General features: G+C 39.2%; 8 protein-coding genes. 4 read left to right on the top strand and 4 right to left on the bottom strand.

Annotated features, from left to right (window positions below):
* Positions 1-9 precede the first annotated feature (9 nt).
* Positions 10-3,744: a cobaltochelatase subunit CobN gene (gene cobN / locus H6G57_RS06150; RefSeq protein WP_190516910.1), complete on the top strand. Its 3,735-nt coding sequence runs from the start codon at positions 10-12 to the stop codon at positions 3,742-3,744.
* Positions 3,745-3,851: 107 nt separating this feature from the next.
* On the top strand, positions 3,852-5,354 hold the full coding sequence (locus H6G57_RS06145; protein ID WP_242048881.1) for a DUF1574 domain-containing protein: 1,503 nt from the start codon (positions 3,852-3,854) through the stop codon (positions 5,352-5,354).
* A 40-nt stretch (positions 5,355-5,394) separates the two neighbouring features.
* Here the strand turns inward: H6G57_RS06145 and H6G57_RS06140 are convergent, their stop codons facing one another.
* Positions 5,395-6,069, bottom strand: a complete 675-nt coding sequence (locus H6G57_RS06140) for a Uma2 family endonuclease (RefSeq protein WP_190516909.1) — start codon at positions 6,067-6,069, stop codon at positions 5,395-5,397.
* A 104-nt stretch (positions 6,070-6,173) separates the two neighbouring features.
* Between H6G57_RS06140 and H6G57_RS06135 the strand changes: the two genes are divergently transcribed.
* A complete protein-coding gene (locus H6G57_RS06135; RefSeq protein WP_190516907.1) occupies positions 6,174-7,094 on the top strand; it encodes an NAD(+) kinase in 921 nt (306 codons plus the stop codon).
* A gap of 323 nt (positions 7,095-7,417) precedes the next feature.
* Here H6G57_RS06135 and H6G57_RS06130 read toward each other — a convergent pair whose 3' ends face one another.
* Both H6G57_RS06130 and H6G57_RS29360 read right to left on the bottom strand, forming a co-directional pair.
* Complete coding sequence (locus H6G57_RS06130) at positions 7,418-8,134, bottom strand: DNA methyltransferase (protein WP_242048880.1); 717 nt, start codon at positions 8,132-8,134, stop codon at positions 7,418-7,420.
* A gap of 39 nt (positions 8,135-8,173) precedes the next feature.
* Entirely contained in the window at positions 8,174-8,305 is a 132-nt protein-coding gene (locus tag H6G57_RS29360; RefSeq protein ID WP_255528341.1) for a hypothetical protein, read from the bottom strand.
* A 148-nt stretch (positions 8,306-8,453) separates the two neighbouring features.
* Here H6G57_RS29360 and H6G57_RS06125 point away from each other — a divergent pair, with 148 nt between their 5' ends.
* Positions 8,454-10,775 (top strand): VIT domain-containing protein, encoded by a 2,322-nt coding sequence (locus H6G57_RS06125; protein ID WP_190516906.1) that lies wholly within the window; start codon positions 8,454-8,456, stop codon positions 10,773-10,775.
* Positions 10,776-10,894: 119 nt separating this feature from the next.
* On the opposite strand, the gene H6G57_RS06120 is transcribed toward H6G57_RS06125, so the two are convergent.
* On the bottom strand, positions 10,895-19,735 hold the full coding sequence (locus tag H6G57_RS06120; RefSeq protein WP_190516904.1) for a CHAT domain-containing protein: 8,841 nt from the start codon (positions 19,733-19,735) through the stop codon (positions 10,895-10,897).
* Positions 19,736-19,755: the final 20 nt, after the last annotated feature.

Genomic DNA, 19,755 nt, shown 5'->3' with positions numbered 1-19,755 from the left:
GGAATTAAAATGCACCGAATTGCAGCCACACCGGGGGGATGGAACCCCGATACTGAAGGGGTAATTTTTATTGAACAAACTCCAGCACCGATTATTTTTTTAACGGCGGCGGATACAGATATTCAAACCTTAGCATCTCTGGGGTCTAAACTTCCTTCTGATTTTCCCGGTTTGCGAGTTACGAATTTATTACAATTACAACAACAATTAACCATTGATACCTATGCAGAAACGATTTTAGAAAAAGCACAAATTATTATTTTAAGACTATTGGGAGGACGTTCTTATTGGTCGTATGGGTTAGAAGTTTTACAAGAAATTATTGCTAACAATAAAGCCCAATTAATTATTCTCCCCGGTGATGATCGTCCTGACCCAGATTTAATCAGTCATTCAACGGTATCCTTATCCCTTGTTAATCAAGTTTGGCGATATTTAACCGAAGGAGGCGTTGATAATTTTACTCAAGCATTATTATTAATTGCTAATCATATTTTTAATAAAAATTATTCTATTGTTCCTCCGGTTGTTATCCCAAAAGTCGGTTATTATCAATGGAATTCTAATTTAAAACCTCAGAATTATATTGCTCGTGTTGGAATTATATTTTATCGTGCTCATTACCTATCCGGTAACTTAGATCCGATTGATTCCCTGTGTCAAGCTTTAGTTCAATATAACTTAGAACCGATCCCAATTTTTGTTTCCTCTCTGCGAGATCCTGATATTCAAACGGAAGTTTTAACCTATTTTAAGCCCACACCTCAATTATTAATTAATACTACCAGTTTTTCAATTTCTTCAATTTCAGAAGATGAAAGTCAACCGCCATTATTTACGTTAAATATTCCGGTTTTACAAGTGATTTTAAGTGGAGGAACATTAGAACAATGGGAGAATAATTTTATGGGACTTTCTCCTAGGGATATCGCCATGAATGTTGCTTTACCGGAAGTAGATGGACGGATTATTAGTCGAGTGATTTCTTTTAAAGCGGTGGAAACTTGGAACCCGATTTTAGAAACTCATGTAGTTCGATATGTGGCGGTAGAAAATAGGATTAACTTTGTAGCAGAGTTAGCTAAAAATTGGATTAATTTACAACAGAAACCTCCATCAAAACGACGCATTGCGATTATTTTAGCTAATTATCCTTGTCGAGATGGACGGTTAGCAAATGGGGTGGGTTTGGATACTCCAGCCAGTTGTATTAAAATTTTACAAGGGTTAAAAGATGCTGGATATTCTTTAGAAAATTATCCTGAAACGGGAGAACAATTAATTGATCAATTAACCTCTAGCGTAACAAATGATCCTGAAGGATGGGAGTTACGATCTGTTTATCAACGGTTATCTTTTGAAGACTATCAACAGTATTTTTCAACGTTACCGTTATCTGTTCAAACAGCAATTAATAAGCGATGGGATAATCATTTTCAGGAGAAACAAAAGACCTCTCAAGGTTTTGCAATTTCAGGAATTGAAATCGGTAATATTTTTATCGGAATACAACCTTCCAGAGGATATGATCTTGATCCCAGTTTAAACTATCATGCACCGGATTTAGAACCCACACCCGATTATTTAGCATTTTATTATTGGTTACGATCGCAATTTCAAGCGGATGCAATTATTCATTTAGGAAAACATGGAAATTTGGAATGGCTACCGGGTAAAAGTGTGGGATTATCAGAAAACTGTTATCCTGAAATTGCGTTAGGTGCATTACCGAATTTTTACCCCTTTATTGTTAATGATCCAGGGGAAGGAACCCAAGCCAAACGTCGTTCTCAAGCGGTTATTTTAGACCATTTAACACCGCCGTTAACCCGTGCTGAATTATATGGGTCATTACAACAATTAGAAGGGTTAATGGATGAATATTATGAAGCACAAAGTTTAGATCCCTCTCGGTTATCGTTAATTTCAGAAAGAATAATTCAATTAATTAAAGAAGAGAACTTAGAGGAAGAATTGGGTTTACCGAAATTTAATAAAAAATTGATTAATCAAGATAAAAATACTATTTTTAGTGAATTAGATCGATATTTATGTGAATTAAAAGAAGCACAGATTCGAGATGGATTACATATTTTTGGGCAATGTCCCCAAGGGGAACAATTAAGGGATTTAATCATAGCGATCGCACGTCATCCTGATTCTAAACGATTAGGATTAACTCGTGCAATCGCAGAAGATTGGCAGTTAGAATTTGATCCATTAACCTTAGATTATGGGGAAATGATTAATCAAACTATTAATGATCAATTCTGTAGAACTGTTGGAGATGGGGTAGCTGTAATTGAAGAATATGCAATTAAATTAATTGAAAAATTACCAGATTTTCAAGAAAAAGGGAAATTAATTCAACAGGAATTAAACTGGATTCAAAACAAATTATTACCCAATTTATTAAAAACTTCCGAAGAAATTACCAATTTATTAAAAGGTTTAGATGGTCAATTTATCCCCAGTGGTGCATCCGGTGCTCCTACTAGGGGAAAACCCGACGTTTTACCCACAGGACGCAATTTTTATTCCGTTGATATTCGCGCCATTCCAACAGAAACCGCTTGGAAAGTTGGAGAATTAGCCGCCACCGCATTAATTGAACGTTATACTCAAGAAAATGGAGAATATCCCCGTACATTAGGGTTATCGGTTTGGGGTACTTCAACCATGCGAACGGGTGGGGATGATATCGCTGAAGCGTTAGCATTATTAGGTGTAAAACCAGTATGGGATTATCCCTCACGGCGAGTAATTGATTTTGAAATATTACCGATTTCAATTTTAGGTCGTCCCCGTGTGGATGTTACTTTGAGAATTTCCGGGTTTTTTAGAGATGCGTTTCCCAATTTAATTGATTTATTTGATCAAGCGGTAATTGCTATTTCTAATTTAGATGAACCCGAAGATCAAAATTCTTTAGCCGCACAAGTGAAACAAGAAACAGAATTTTGGATGAAAGAAGGGTTAACCATTGAACAGGCAAATTTGCGATCGCGCTTGAGAATTTTTGGCTCTAAACCCGGTGCTTATGGGGCAGGTTTACAAGGGTTAATTGAGTCGCAAAATTGGCAAGATGATCAAGATTTAGCGACGGCTTATATTAACTGGAGTAGTTACGCTTATACGAGTGCAAATTCTGGGTATCAACAGGGAATTTCTGCGTCTGAAGCGTTTCAAAATCGCCTAGAAAAGATGCAAATTGTTCTCCATAATCAAGATAATCGAGAACATGATTTATTAGATTCCGATGATTATTATCAATTTCAAGGAGGGATGACCGTTGCAGTTAGAACGTTAACGGGGAAAAATCCTCAAACTTATTTTGGGGATAATGCGATTCCTGAAAACCCAAAAGTCAAACTTTTAAAAGAAGAAATTGCTAAAGTTTATCGTTCTCGTGTAATTAATCCAAAATGGATTGCTGGCGTGATGCGACATGGCTATAAAGGGGCGTTTGAACTATCAGCAACCGTTGATTATTTATTCGCTTATGATGTCACCGCCAATTGTGTTGAGGATTTTATGTATGAAGGGGTCGCGAATACTTACATTTTTGATGAGAAAGTACAACAATTTATTCAAGAAAAAAATCCTTGGGCGTTACGGGATATGGCAGAACGATTATTAGAAGCTTATCAACGAAAAATGTGGCAAACAGCAAGTCAAGATAGGATCGAACAGTTAAGAGCAATTGTTCATCAAGCCGAGGGAATGATTGAAGGGAAGGTTTAACCGGAGCTTTTTCATTTATAATGATGTCAGAGACAGCCCGATTAACCTAAATCATTTACGCCTAGCTAACAATTGCTATGAGTCTATTGTCTATATTGAACTTGTTGATGCGATCAAACGGTAAACATAGCTTAATGATCGCTACAGTTCCCTTTATTCTCTTAACGGTTGGGTGTTCATCATTCAAACAATCTTCTCAACCTCCTGCTTCTTCTGAGACTGCGATCGCAGCTTCTATTGTTCCCAATTCTCCGAAATTAGATGCAAAAAAAATATTAGTGGGGCAGGAAAATTTATCGAATCAAACTGTTTCTAAATCTCAAACTTGTATTGAAGAAAATCATTTAGATGAATCGATGAAATTTGCTTTACAAGCTGCTAATTTAGCACAAACTGCTAAATCTAAATCAGAATGGGATGAAGTTGCCCGGTTATGGTTACAAGCGGTGGCGTGGATGCAAGCGGTTCCTGCTAATAGTCCTAAACGAGTATTTGCTGAGAAAAAAGTGATTGAATATATGCGAAATTTAGCTTATTCTCAACAGCAAGCTGCACGTTCGGGTTCCGTTGCTCAGTTTCCCAGTTTTGATAGTGAACCGTTAGATCAACAATTACAATTATATTTATCTTATTTGAGTACCTTTGGTAGACCTGATATTTTAATTGTGGGAAGTTCTCGCGCCTTACAAGGGGTTGATCCGGCACAAATGCAGCAAGCGTTAGCTAAAAAAGGATATCAAAATTTAAGGATTTTTAACTTTGGGGTAAATGGTGCAACGGCGCAAGTCGTTGATTATATTTTGAGAAAAGTTTTAACCCCAGAACAACTGCCTAAATTAATCATTTGGGCGGATGGAGTGAGGGCGTTTAATAGTGGTCGAATTGATCGCACCTATGAGGCTATAATTGCCTCCCAAGCCCATCAAAAAATAGCGGCTGGTATTCGTCCCCAATTAGCTAAAGCTGAACCCAATTCTAAAACCAAATGTTATCAATTACCGAACTCTTGTAAACAGAAAGATAACCCTAAATTTCAGTTTGAAACCTCTAGTTTTATTCAAAATCATGATTCTAGTTTAGCTGCAATTTCTAATGATAATACTTTATCGGGCTATCAGAATTTATTCTATCGCCCTTCAGAATTGAATGTCTCTGCTACTCTGGTTTCTTTAGATGCAATTGAAGCCAATGGATTTTTACCTTTATCGATTCGGTTTAACCCCAAGACCTATTATCAGCAAAAACCTTATGTTTCTGGAGCTTATGATGGAGATTATCGAGCCTTTAATTTAGGAGGAGAACAAGCGAGTGCCTTTGATTCCGTTGTCGCTTTTGTTCGTTCTAATAATATTCAATTGGTGTTAGTGAACTTACCTCTCACGGATGATTATTTAGATGGCACTCGCTGGTCGGCTGAAGTTGAATTTCAAGAACAAATGCAACAGTTATCTCAAGAGTATGGTTTTATTTTTATTGATTTATCTGAAAAGGCATTAACTCAATATAATTATTTTGCCGATCCCAGTCATTTAAACCGTTATGGAGCGAGTATCGTTGCCCAAACAATTGTTGCTAACCCGTCTATTCCTTGGCCCCGTGCGAGATCTTAGAAACCGGGTTTATTCAATAAAAAACTCGGTTTCTACTATTCTATTGTTGATCAGGTAAATTCCCAAAACGATCTCGGTATTGTTGCAATAACGTTTCCATTTCTGCTAATCGTTGTTGAGCATCTTCAGCCCGTTGGCGTTCTTGTTCTAATTGTTCACTGACTTCATGATAAGATAAAAACGGATTGCCATCGGGACGATAAATTTGTAATTCTTCCCCCGATAAATCAAAGCGAATTCCTAAACGAGGACTCACCCAATCGTTAATTTCTTCAATGATATCTAAACCCATTTCCCGGCGTAACCATCCTTTAAATTGATTCGTATCCGGGTCATAGATATAATATTCTTCTACCCCATAACGGTCATAAAATAATAATTTTTTGTCCATATCCGTTGGGGAATTACAAGGAGAAAGAATTTCAAAGACAACTTGAGGAGCAATACCCTCTTCTTGCCATTGTTTATAGGATCGGCGATCGCCTTTAGGTCTACCCAAAGCAATCATAACATCCGGTGCTTGTACAATCGTATTTCGTCCTTCAACGGGATACCAAAATAAATCGCCGGCTATAAATACATTAGGATCATTGGCATAAAGTTGTTCTAAATTCTGTTCAATTACAACAATCCAACGAAATTGTTTGGTATTATCAGCCATTGGTTTCCCGTCACCTTCTGGATAAATAATCTCGGCAGATTTGAGTTGAACCATAACTTAATTTTAGCTCTATCAATCTAGTGTAATCAATTTATCCAAATTTGGTAATCGATCAGGGATAATAATAACAAGACTTTGAGCAAAAATGGGATAGCGTCGTGGAAATTAAACAGGTGATTATCGCGCATAAAGCTAGAGATCCGTTAAGCCAACGCTGGGCGGAACAATATGCTAAATATTTAGAAAAGCAGGGATGTCATGTATTAATGGGGCCAAGTGGGGCTAAAGATAACCCTTATCCTGTTTTTCTCGCTTCTAGTAGCATTCCCATCGATTTAGCCATTGTATTAGGTGGAGATGGAACAGCCTTAGCCGCCGCCCGACATTTAGCCCCGGAAGGAATTCCCATTTTAGCAGCTAATATAGGGGGACATTTAGGATTTTTAACTGAGTATTTTGAAGATGTTCAAAATACGGAAGCGGTCATTGATCGACTGTTTGAAGATCGTTATGCTGTGCAAAGTCGGGTGATGTTACAAGCGACTGTTTATGAAGGAAATCGAACCAATTTAGAACCCGTTAGTGATCGCTTTTTAGCCTTAAATGAAATGTGTATTAAACCTGCTTCTGCCTATCGAATGCCCACATCATTTTTAGAGATGGAAGTGGATGGAGAAATCGTTGATCAATATCAAGGGGATGGTTTAATTGTAGGAACTCCAAGCGGTTCCACTTGTTATAATACATCCGCCGGAGGGCCGATTTTACACCCTGGAATGGCGGCTATTACGGTTACTCCCATTTGTCCCTTAAGTTTATCCAGTCGTCCCATCGTTTTACCTCCCGGTTCAGTTGTTAGCGTTTGGCCGTTAGCTGACCCCGAACATGATACTAAACTCTGGATGGATGGGGTATTAGCAACCTCGGTTTGGCCCGGTCAACGAGTGGATGTTTCTATGGCAAATTGTGAGGCAAAATTTATTATTCTGCGGGAAAATTATTCGTTTTATCAAACTTTAAGGGAAAAATTACAATGGGCTGGAGCAAGAATTCGCCATATTAATAATCATCGGAATTGAAGCTAGAAAAAACAAATGAGCGCTCGTCAACATTTAGAAGATATAGACGTAACCTTAAAAATTCTTTACCAAAAACTGGGGGAGTTTGAACAGGTGTTAAGCTTTTACCCATTTAAACTCTATAACCTAGTGAGTCAAGGTAGGCGTATTTGTCTGTTTATGTCTTACTTTCGGTTCGACTTGCAGAAACACAATATTCATATAATGCTTTATTACAATTTCGTTTTCTGATAATTTCATAATTGATCTGTTTATAACCTAAAATTTTCAGAGACTCAGATAAAATTAATGCTGTATCAACAGTATTGTTAAAAAAATTTGAATTACCAATAATATAATATAAATTTGCTTGATCTTTTTAGAGTTTTAGAATCTGTCTCAATAATAGTTATCATCCCTGAAATATTGGTTTCTGCTGTTTTTAAAATAAACTCAAGAATAGTCAGAAATAATTCTTCAGTATATTCTATATCAAACTGGTTAACTGTTTCCTGTAATGACATAGAAACATGGTTAAACGAGGCGGAAGAAGTTTCGATAATCAGACGGCAAAAAGCAATCCACACTAAACTATAATGATTATTTTCGGGTTCACCAAAATAATTGACTAAAGCGGTTCGCAAAGCTGTGAGTAATTTTAGGGTATGCCTAGACCACCATCTTTCAATATTAAATATAGCGGGTATCCAATTGTCTTGATTAATTAAAGCTTTATAATCCTTAAAAGCAAGTTTTATTCTGTTCCTGATATCTGTTATTTCAGCCTTAGAATAGTTTCTACATTTGGCAGTTCCTAACCAAACTAAAAACGGATTAATATCAAATAAAATTGGCTGTTTTCCCTGTTCTGCCGCTACAAGTCCTGTCGTTCCTGTACCGGAAAAGGGATCAAGAATCATTGCGTCTGGTTCAACAGAAGTTAAAAGCTTTTCAACTAATTTTACACCATAGGCAGGAGTCAGACGTAACCATCCGTGTCGTCCTAAATTCTGATTATGTTTAAAGGTATATTCCGGTCTTTGTTTTACAGTTGATAACATTATTCAGCCCTTAATAAAGCTTCTAGGGTTGTATATATTTCATCTCGGTGATAGAAATCCTGCTAAATCTAATCCTTCTTCTCGATTTCCTAATCCAAATTTAGGTTTATACCGCCTACAAACTTTAATGGGATCTAAAAACCGCTTCAGATAAAGGTTTTCGTCAGTCACAGTAAATTTTATAAATTTAGTTTGCCTCAATTGAGTATACAATAAGGTGTAAATTAAGAATAATGTCGCAAAGATCTCAACAGAGAGGCATTTCCCAAAAAACAAAGCTACACTAGAAACAGTTAACAAGCCGAGAGGTTATCTCCCTATGCCTCAAATTATTAAAAATCAACCGAGTGGGTTATATATTCAAACCCCTGACCAACAACCGATCGCCTTTCCCCTTAAACATACGAATGTTAGTGCTAAAATTGCGGGGAATCTGTCACGGGTGGAAGTCACCCAGAGTTTTGAAAATCCCTTTACAACAACTTTAGAAGCGGTTTATATTTTTCCGTTACCCGATGAAGCCGCTGTAGATGAAATGTTGATTCAAATTGGCGATCGCACCATTAAAGGTAACATTAAAAAACGGGAAGAAGCCCAACAAATTTATGAACAGGCGAAACAACAAGGACGCACCGCCGGACTGTTAGAACAAGAACGGGATAATATTTTTACTCAATCTTTGGCTAATATTAAACCCGGTGAACAAATTGATGTGATTATTCGCTATTCCGATAGCTTGAAATTTACCGGGGGAAACTATGAATTTGTGTTTCCGATGGTGGTTGGCCCCCGTTATATTCCGGGGGTTGGAATTGAAGATCCCAGTAGTGGGGGGACTGCGATCGCACCCCTGACCCAAAATCAAGATACGGATTTAGTTCCTGATGCGTCTCGTTTAAATGCGCCGATTTTGCCGGAGGGGATGCGATCACGTCATGATATTAATGTAACAGTTGAAATTGATGCGGGTGTGCCAATTCTGGGGATTAATTCTCCCTCCCATCAACTTCAGATTGATCATACCGGACAAAACGCCAGAATCACTTTAGCAGAGGGAGATACCATCCCCAATAAAGACTTGATGTTGCGGTATCAGGTGGCTGGAGAACACACCCAAACAACAATTTTAACTCAATCCGATGAACGGGGGGGACATTTTGCAGTTTATTTGATTCCGGCGATTAAGTATGCAACAGATCAAATTGTTGCGAAAGATGTGGTTTTTCTCATCGATACTTCGGGTTCTCAAGCTGGTATGCCACTGATGCAATGTCAGGAATTGATGCGGCAGTTTATTAATCACTTGAATCCCGACGATACCTTTAGTATTATTGATTTTGCCAATACCACGCAACAGTTGTCTGCGGTTCCCTTGGCGAACACCCCCCAAAATCGCGCCCAAGCGTTGCAGTATATTAATCACTTAAATGCGAATGGGGGTACGGAACTGTTACGAGGAATTCAGGCGGTTTTGAACTTCCCGGTTACGGATGTAGGGCGGTTGCGGACGGTGGTGTTGTTGACGGATGGTTATATTGGCAATGAAAATCAAATTTTGGCAGAGGTACAACAACATCTCAAACCCGGAAACCGCCTGCATAGTTTTGGGGCGGGGAGTTCCGTTAATCGCTTTTTGATTAACCGTATTGCTGAGTTGGGGCGAGGGATTTCTCGGATTATTCGTCATGATGAACCTGTTGAACCCGTTGTGGAACAGTTTTTTACTCAGATTAATAACCCCGTTTTAACCAATATTCAGGTATCTTGGCAAGGAGAGGGAGAAGAAACTGTTATTTATCCTACTTTAGCCCCGGATTTATTTGCAGAACAACCCTTAGTCTTATTTGGCAAGAAACCGGATAGCAATTCTGGGGTTTTGCAGATTCAGGGGTCTGCGGCGGGTGGAATTCCTTATCAACAGGATTTTAACTTGAATTTTGATTCAGAGGGAAATCCGGCTGTTGCTCAATTGTGGGGACGCTCTCGAATTAAGGCGTTGATGAATCAGATGGTGCAAGGAGAAACCAAGGCAGGAGTGGAGGCGGTGACGGAAACGGCTCTCACTTATCAGTTATTATCTCAGTATACGGCGTTTGTGGCGGTGAGTGATGATGTGCGGGTCAATGCTAACGAAGCGTCGGTGTCGGTGCAAGTCCCTGTGGAAATGCCGGAAGCGGTTAGTTATGAGGGGATTTATGGCTATGGTTCCGTGTTACAGGCTCCCTCTGCTCCAGTGGCTCGTTCTATATCTCTGCAATCGATGGGACTGATGCGAGGCTTCAGGATGAACACTTTTTTCGATCCTAGTATTGTCGAGGAAGGCTCGTTTTTAGAACTAGAACCTCCATCTCCTATTTTAACATCTTTAGAGATAGTGAGCGCGACGGGATTAGATGAAGAAGCGATCGCTTTTTTAACTCAACATTTACAATCAATTGAAATTCCTACCGGAATTCAGGGTGATCTGGTGTTGGAGTTAAAGATTAATAAAGGACGAGTTAAACAGGTGATTTTAGATGAAGATGCGTCTACAATTACAGACTCTAAAATTATTGAATTAATTCGGCGATCGCTCCTAAAATGGATACCTGCTCAAACTAACCCTATAACTGTTGTTTTAACTCTGAAAATTGATGGTTAACTGTTGGTGCGTGCGCTGTTTGAGGTTAACAATGTTTGATTTACCATGACCACCTGAAAATTGATGGTTAACTGTTGGTGCGTGCGCTGTCGCTTACGCACCCTACAACTGATAATTGATTACCAGGGACTTCCAATCATTGTAAATCCTGACCAATAATAGGGATGGGATAGGGTGGTAATATTGCTTCCTGCGAGATCACTAGGGAGAGGAATTGTACCAAAGGTGGTAATTAATTGATCATTTTCAAGGCGAGTTTTTTGTTGAATCATATCAACTTGGGCATTTTGTAACGCAATGGCTTTAATCGGAGCTTGTTTTAAATCTTGATAAAATTCACTCATTAATGCTAACGTTCCTTGGTCGCTCACATACCATAAACTGGCTAAAGCTGATTTAACCCCGGCTTGCACTGCTAACCCCGCAAATCCTAATTCTGAACGTCGATCTCCTAAAGCGGTTCGACAAGCACTTAAAGTTAACAATTCTACCGTTGGATTATCTAAATTTAAGCTGGGTAATTCTGTTAGGGGTAATTTTTCATTCCATAATTGAATATAAGAATTACTGGGAGATCCCGCTTTAAAATCAGCGTGAGTGGCTAAATGAATCACGTCAAAATTAGATAAGCGACGTTGGGATTTCAAATTTTCGAGGGTGAATCTTTCGTTTAAAAATTCTTCACCGGGCCAAATATCAATAATATTTTCTAATTCGACGGGAACCGCAGGTAAAGGATTTTGTTGTTGAAATTGACTCGCTCCCATTGCTAAGACTTCGGCTTCACCAATGGGTTGATATCGAAAGTCAATTAAACTGGTACTAGGAATTAAACTAATCGCATATTTTTCGACTAAAAATTGCTGACCATCCCATAATGCTGCGATGGGTAAACTGCGTAAACCGGGGTCGAGGGAAAAAAGAATTGTAGAAACCCCTAATTTTTGTAAATCGTCTGCTATGGGTTGAATCATCCATTCATAAAGTTGTTGAGCCGGAGCTTGATAACTCACAGTATTACGTTTTCGGGGGTTAGTAATTTCGGTTTGGAGTTCTCGAACAACAGGAAATAAGTTTTCTCGTGTCGCTTCAGGAACACTATGTCGCAACGGTTCACCGGAGGAAGGAACCACAATAATTTCTAATTGGTCTTCACGGGAAACCATATAAACAATCGCATAAACTTGTTGGGTTTTTAGTTCCAATTCTTTTAATCGTTGTTGAACTTCTAAACGGTCTAATAAAGTGGATTTCACTCCTAAATATTGTTCAAATTCTTGATTTCTAAATTGTTCTAGCAGGAGAATACTAGAATCTAAATTATTGGATTGAAAGGCAATTTCTGTGGTTGATAACAGTTCTTGCGGAAGAAAAGAATTAGTCGGATTATTAATAAATTCAGAAGTAATTTCATCTTGTTGTTCCTCTTGATTAGGAGGAATTGATATATTTTGTTGAATAATAACTCCGGTATTCCCCTGGGTGGGATTTTGACTGGGAGGAAGATTCGGCGCGTCATCGGTTTGAATTGCAATATTTCCTAATGTAAATGAACCCTCAAAGCTTTGCGGGGGGAGAATGCTAAAATCACCCGTTGTAATCGTGGCGGCGGCTCCATTGATAGTTAAATTACCTTTGATTTCAAAGGAGGCGACGGGGGGATTGAGTGGCCCGCCAGCATGACGAATGGTAATAGAACCGCTACCCAGACGTCCCGCAGTGGAGATACTGGCGGTTCCCGTTGGGGAAAATAAGGTGGGGAAGGAACCAGTAGCACGGAAGTAGCCTTGCGTTGATTCAACAAAAACGTTACCTCCACGACCATTGGGGGATTCTGCATTAATATATTCAACCTGGACATCGTTGATGGGGTCGAGGAATACGTTACCTCCTTGGGTTTGGCCTTGGGTGTTTATTTGTCCGGTCGTAATACTGGTTTGTGCATTGACACTAATGTTACCGCCAGTTAAGCCTGATGTCAGTATATTTCCCGTTGTAACGGTTCCAATAGGGCTACTTAGGGTGATCTCCCCACCCTGACTATTGGGAGATGAGCTATTCAGGCTGTTGGTGGTAATATTCCCTTGAGGGGTATTTAAGGTGATCTCCCCAGCGTTAGCATTGGGGGATGAAGTGTTGAGAGAATTAACCGTAATATTCCCGTTGCGGCTGTTGAATATGATACCTTGAGAAGCCGTAATGTCACGGGTATTAATGTCGTTAGTGGCTGTAATTGCAACCGTACTATTACTGAGGGTATTGCCCGTTAGGGTAACAATATTACTCGCATTAATATCAAGTCCCCCTGACCCTACGGTAATGGGAGCATTGGCTTGGACGGTTCTGGCGGTAATGCCTAAACTGTTGAGGGGCGTTTCAGAAGTAAAGGTATCTAAATTTACATCATTGTTTCCGGCTGTGAGGGTTAAATTTCCTTGACCTGTTAGGGTTGAGCCGAGGAAGTTAATCGCTCCGTTACCAATACTGGTGTTTAATGTAACTGGATTTCCAGCAATATTTACGGTATTTACGGAAGAGAAATCGAGTCCGGTGGCGGTGTAAATATCGCCAAACAGGTTAACGGCGTTTGCTTGTTGAAAAATTAATCCGCTTACGGGGTTATTATTATTACCAACGGTATTCAGAGAAATGGTTCCACTTCCTGCATTAAGAGTTAGGGTTTGGGAACCTGTTATCGGACTATTATTAAATAGAATATCGCCATTATTGGCGACGGTATTAATACTGATATTATTGGCGAGTTGGGTTCCCCCTGAAGTATTACTAAAATCAACACTATTATTAGCCGTTAAATTGCCTTGTAGGGTTGTTAGTCCAGTAGTATTGACTTGTAAACTAGAGAGGGGGTTACTATCACCAACGGTTGAGAACGTAAGATTACCACTTCCAGCGTTAACGGTTAAATTGCTATTCCCATTTACCGGAAAGTTAAAACTAATATTTCCACTGCTATTACTACCAGATGAAGTTAAGGTAATATTGGGGGATGCGAGTTGAACGGGACTATTATATTGTTGTTGACTTCCAGCACCATTATTTGCAGAGGTATTGATATCGCTATTTAAAATAATCGGATTATTTTGAGTATTGATATTGAGGGTTCCGGCTTGACCGTTATTGGTGCTGGTATTAACGCCGCCTAAGTTGAGAGTTCCTGGGGTATTAATGGTAATAGCGCCGCCATTATTTTCGGAACTGGTATTGAGAGTTCCGGGGTTTGTTGTGATATTTCCATTAGAACTATTCAGGGTAATAGGTTGACCGTTGGTGATGATATTTCCCGTTACAATATTATTAGTCGCGGTAATTTGAATTTCACTGCTATTTGTGGTGGTAATATCTTGGGGAAGGGTGACAGTATCACTGGAATTAATGATAAAATCTCCGGTATTAACGGTAATGGGAGAGGTACTATTAACGGTTCCAGCCGTAATATCTAATCCGCCAACGGTTACGCTATTATTAAATTGGATATTTCCGGTTCCCGCTTGCAATGTTAAACCGTTATTATCAGCAGGAATACTATTAACGGTATTGTTAAAGGTAATATTACCACTTCCCGATGTTCCAGAAGTATTGATATTAACAGGTTGAGTAACTTCAACGGGGTTATTAAAGGTTACATTACTCCCAGTTCCGTTATTTCCAGAGGTATTAATATTTCCGGTTAACGCAATAGTTTCACCACTAACATTTAGGGTTCCCGCTTGGTTGGTTTGGGTACTGGTGTTAATTTCACCGAGGGTAACGCTTGCGGTTGTCGTTATATTAATATCACCGCCATTACTATTATTTGAACTGGTATTGAGGGTTCCTGAACTGCTATCAATATTTCCGGTATTACTATTGAGGTTAATTTCTTGACCTTGGGTTGTTAGGTCAGCAGTGGTAATATTATTTTCAGCATTAATATTAATCGTTCCGGTTTGGCTTGTGGTGATAGGTGCAGTTAAATTAACACTTCCACTACTATTAAGATTAACCCCTCCTGCTTCAACAGTAATAGCAGCATTAGTATTCATATCTCCACTATTAACAGTTAACCCATTCAGGGTATTCGTTCCACCTATTGTTTCATTAACGCTAACCGTTCCCGTCCCGGCTTGAATGGTTAAATTAGAATTTCCTGGCGTATTACTATCAACGGTATTATTAAAGGTAACATTTCCACTTCCTGCGGTTCCCGATGTGGTTAAAGTAACGGTATCCCCATCTAAAATTACCGGAGAATTAAACGTAATATTATTACCCGACCCAATAGTCGCAGACGTATCAATATTATTGGTTAACGTGATACTATTTCCGGCGAGAGTCAAGGTTCCAGCTTGAGAAGTTCCTAAATTAGATTCAGTTCGGGTTGTTATTTCACCAACGGTTAAATTTTGAGCCGCATTCAGGTTAATTTCTCCTCCATCTTCGGTGGTAGAACTACTATTAAGAATACCCGCCGTTGTATTAATATTTCCCGTATTACTGGTGAGCGCAATTCGTTCTCCATTACTAATAATATCCCTTGTGGTAATGTCTCCCTCGGCGACGACATCAACGGGACTATTATTATTCGTTGTCACCGTATCGTTAAACGTAACATCTTCCGTTGCGGTAATATTAATTCCCCCATTCTCAACGGTAACGGGAGACTGAGTAACAACATTTCTGCTATTTAGGGTTAAATTTTGTAGAGGAATGCTATCGCCGACCGCTTGATTAAAATTAACATCTCCCTCTCCCGTTTGTAAGGTTAAACTATTACTCCCAGAATTATTATCACGACCCCCATTTACAGTTCCATCAAAGGTAACATTACCACTGCTATTATTTCCCGTTGTTGTTATCGTTACATTATCCTGGGGAAGGATAACATTGGTATTAAAATTCACATCACTTCCCTGACCTTGGGTTGCAGAAGTATTAATATCTCCGGTTAAACTAATGGTATTATTTCCCGATGTAATATCCAGAGTTCCGGCTTGACTATTACTCGAACTAGAGGTGGTACTGGTATTAATTTCTCCTAACGTAACCGTTCCCGATGCGTTGATAATTTGGTTCCCGCCATTATTATTACTAGACCCACTCTCTAAAATCCCGTTTTGGGTATTAATCTCACCGTTACTACTGGTTAACGTAATGGTTTCACCCTCAGTAATAATATCCTGAGTTGTAATATTTCCCGTTGCTAAAATATTGACAATTCCGCCATTATTCGCTAAAATATCAGCTAAATTAACCGCTCCACTGGCATTAATGGTTAATCCAGAGGTAGCAATATTAATCGGTGCGATACTATTAATATTACCCCCCGTTATCGTTAAACCATTCAGGGGGTTGATATTCCCCACACTATCATTAAAACTGACCGTTCCCGTTCCCGCTTGCAGAATTAAACTATTGCTTCCCGGTGTAGTTCCATTAACAGTATTATTAAAAATAATATCCCCACTACTGGTACTCCCTACGGTATTCAAAGTAGTGGTGGGTTGGGTCAGTTGAACAGGTGCAGAAATCGTAATATTATTGCCTTGACCTGTGGTTGCTGAAGCATTAATATTGTCAGTTATTGTTACCGTATTATTCGCAGAAGTTAGGGTGACACTTCCTGCTTGAGTATTACCAGAATTAGCTGTTGTGCTGGAATTAATACTCGCAATAATAATATTACCCGCCGCATCAACCGTAATAGTTCCCCCATTCCCAACAGCCGAGCTACTATCCAGAGTTCCAGAACTACTATTAATATTTCCTCCACTACTGCTGAGATTAATTTCACCCCCTGAATTGGTTAAGGAACTGATGAATAAATCCTGATTTCCTGATATTGTAATCCTTCCTGAACCTGTTGTTGTAACTGGGCTATTTTCTCCAATAATAACACTGGTTGTATTCTCACCATTATTCACCCCATCGATTAAAATTGACCCCGTATTCGTTTGAATTTGACTACCCTGAAAAATTCCTATCCCTTCACTATCGGGAACCGCAGCACCACGACCTTGTACATTAATATCCCCACTGCTTAAACTATTAATTTGTGCCGCATTAATTAAAAGAATACCATTACTATCCCCCCCAGTGCCATTCCCAGTTCCACTTAAATTAATGGTTCCTGTTCCTGATGAAGTTAGCAAACTATTTCCTAATAAAATACCCTGTCCGTTAAACGGTGCTGTACTCACTCCTGTTAAATTGAGATTTCCATTACTAACTTGAAGAATAGGGTTATCGAGAATAAAAATACCTTGACTATTGGTGGTAGGACTACTGCTTCCAACCAGGGTAATATTTCCTGTTGTTTTTGCGGTAAGGTTTGCATCTCCAAATAAGGAAATCCCATGACTCCCACTCCCTGTGGCATTACTTAATCCATCTAAACTAATATTACCAATTCCACTAGAAATAATTTCGCCTCTATCCCCAATGAAAATCCCCGGACTTGTATTTGCACCCCGTCCTAAACCCTGAATTGAAACATCTCCATCCAGAGTTTGTATTTGTCCATTAACAATATAAATTCCCTCGCTATTCTCACCATCCCCACTCACCCCGGATAGATTAATTCTTCCAGTTCCAGCCGAAAAAATAAGTCCGTTATTTAATATAGAAATTCCATCATTATTATCCCCCGTGGCGTTATTATTGCCGCGCAAATCAATAATTCCGGTTCCCGTTGAAGCAATATTACTCTCACTGACATAAATTCCTACACTCCCATCACTTCCGGCGGAAGTTCCTGTCAGTTGAATAGTACCATCAACGGTTAAAATCTGGCTTTGGTTTAAATTTACTCCAAAACTATTTAAGCCATTGTCACTACTTCCGATTAAGCTAATATTTCCTGTTGTACTTTGTAAGGTAGAATTATTATCGAGTAAAATTCCAATATTATTGGTTTGACTGCCTTGACTATTCCCTAGAATATTAATACTACCTGCGTCTGAGTTAATCGTAGATTGTTGTAACCATACCCCCATATTGGTATCAGTTTGTGCGCCACTGGTTCCCGTTAAGGTCACATTCCCGTTGGCAGAATTTAAGCTACTATTGGTTAATAAAATCCCATGATTAAAGGGTAAGTTATCAACGGCAATTCCCTCAAGGTTAATATTTCCTCCCAGGGTATTCAGTTGGCTATTATCTATCAAAACTCCAGACCGAAACGTAGGATTTCCTCGACCCGTTGCGGTAAAATCTCCCCCGTTTGTATCAATTATAGCATTCCGAATAAAAACAGAACCATTATTATTATTATCAAAATCTGCATTAAAATTAAGGCTTAATTGCTCCCCATCACCGGGGTTACTATCACTAATCGTTTGTCCGTCTAAAATAATATTTCCGGCTGCATTTAATGTTAAGCTTCGGTCATCTCCAATTCCATCAAAATCTAAGGAAGTCTGAAACGTAATATTTCCATCTTGGGAATTGCTTCCCACATCTCCCGTTTCTACAATTACATTTCCTTCGGTTAAGGCAGACTTTAAGAGAAATACACTTAACCGAGCATTATCATCAGTGGTATTAAATAATAATTCACCTGTTGATAAAGGATTTTCATTCAGGTTTGTATTTCCCCCGGTATCATCGACAATATCAATATTATTCGGGTCAAGTAACCACGTTCCCCCAAACCCGGAGGGTGCTGCAATATCGGGTGTCGTGTTAATGTCTAAAATACCGCGACTACTGGTTTCAACAAATCCGCCATTGCCATTTTGTGTTCCCCCCCGAACTTGAATTAAACCATAAACTTGAGTTAAATCTTCAGACCAAACAATAACTTCACCGCCATTTCCGGTTTCTAAAGCATTTGCATTGATAAAAGAATCGGAACTAATAAAGGTTTTTTCAGATGTGGGAAAATCCCCTAATCCTTTATAGTCCCCCCCAATTAAAATTCTTCCTCCCCCGGTTAACCCCGATGCGTCTAAGGTACTATTAATTAGTCCGATTTTTTCTCCCGCTAATTGAAGGTTTCCCCCGGTTTGGGTGGGAGAAATCACATCAATTCTTCCTGATAAAATAGTAGTTCCGGGTTCAGTAGGAACCGCAACCCCCGAAGCCGTTAAAATCACCTGTCCCTGTTCATTGACTTTTACTTGATTAGCATTTCCTGAGTTTCCTCCCGTTAATAATTCCGGTAAGGATAGCGGAGTAAAACCGGGGGAATTTTGAGGAATATCTGAGGTTAATTCTAAATTTAATAAATGTCCATCTTGGGAAATTCTAACTAAATTTTCCCCCGTCACCGCCGCAATGGTAATTTCTCCCCCTGGTGCGGATATTGTTCCGGTATTGAGAACCGTTCCCGCTAATAAGGTAATATTTTCTCCGGGGGAAACGGTGAGATTTCCTAAATTAACTAAACTCCCTGGATTTTCAGAATTAAAGACAAAATCCCTAGGAGTTCCGACTAAGATTTGCCATTGATTTTCACCTAATGCTTGAAACCAATTCTGATTCCCAAATCCAACGGAGGTTGCTGTTGTTGCGGTAAAAGAAGCAGGAATATTTAAACTAGCATTTTCCCCAAATACAATTCCGGCGGGATTGATTAAAAATAGGTTAGAATTTCCCCCAGTTACTTGAATTAACCCATTAATAAAAGAAGCCTCTCCCCCCGTGACTCGTCCTAAGATATTTTGAATCGTGGGATTAGAAATAAAATTGAGAATTTCTCCTTGAGATAGTCCCAACTTTTCAAAACTATGAAATAAATTCGCACCGTCTCCCGATAAACGGCCCCCATTAATATTAAACTGATTTCCTTGAGGGGTAACTTGGGTTCGGGTTCCATCCTGGGCGGGAATAATTTGGGCAGTTATCGAAGCAGGAAATAGGCAAATGAAGAGGGTTGTGGGAAAAATAATCCGGGTCGTGAACAAAACCGGAATTCGCTGGAATAGTTGCAAGTTGAGGCCGCCCGTTTGTTTGCGATTCATATCTTAAGCCAATCCAGAGA

The organism is Planktothrix sp. FACHB-1365 (assembly GCF_014697575.1).
In the GTDB taxonomy this organism is placed as follows: Bacteria; Cyanobacteriota; Cyanobacteriia; order Cyanobacteriales; family Microcoleaceae; genus Planktothrix.
The sequence above is the reverse complement of the archived record's forward strand: the minus strand, read 5'-3'. Positions and strand labels throughout refer to the sequence as shown.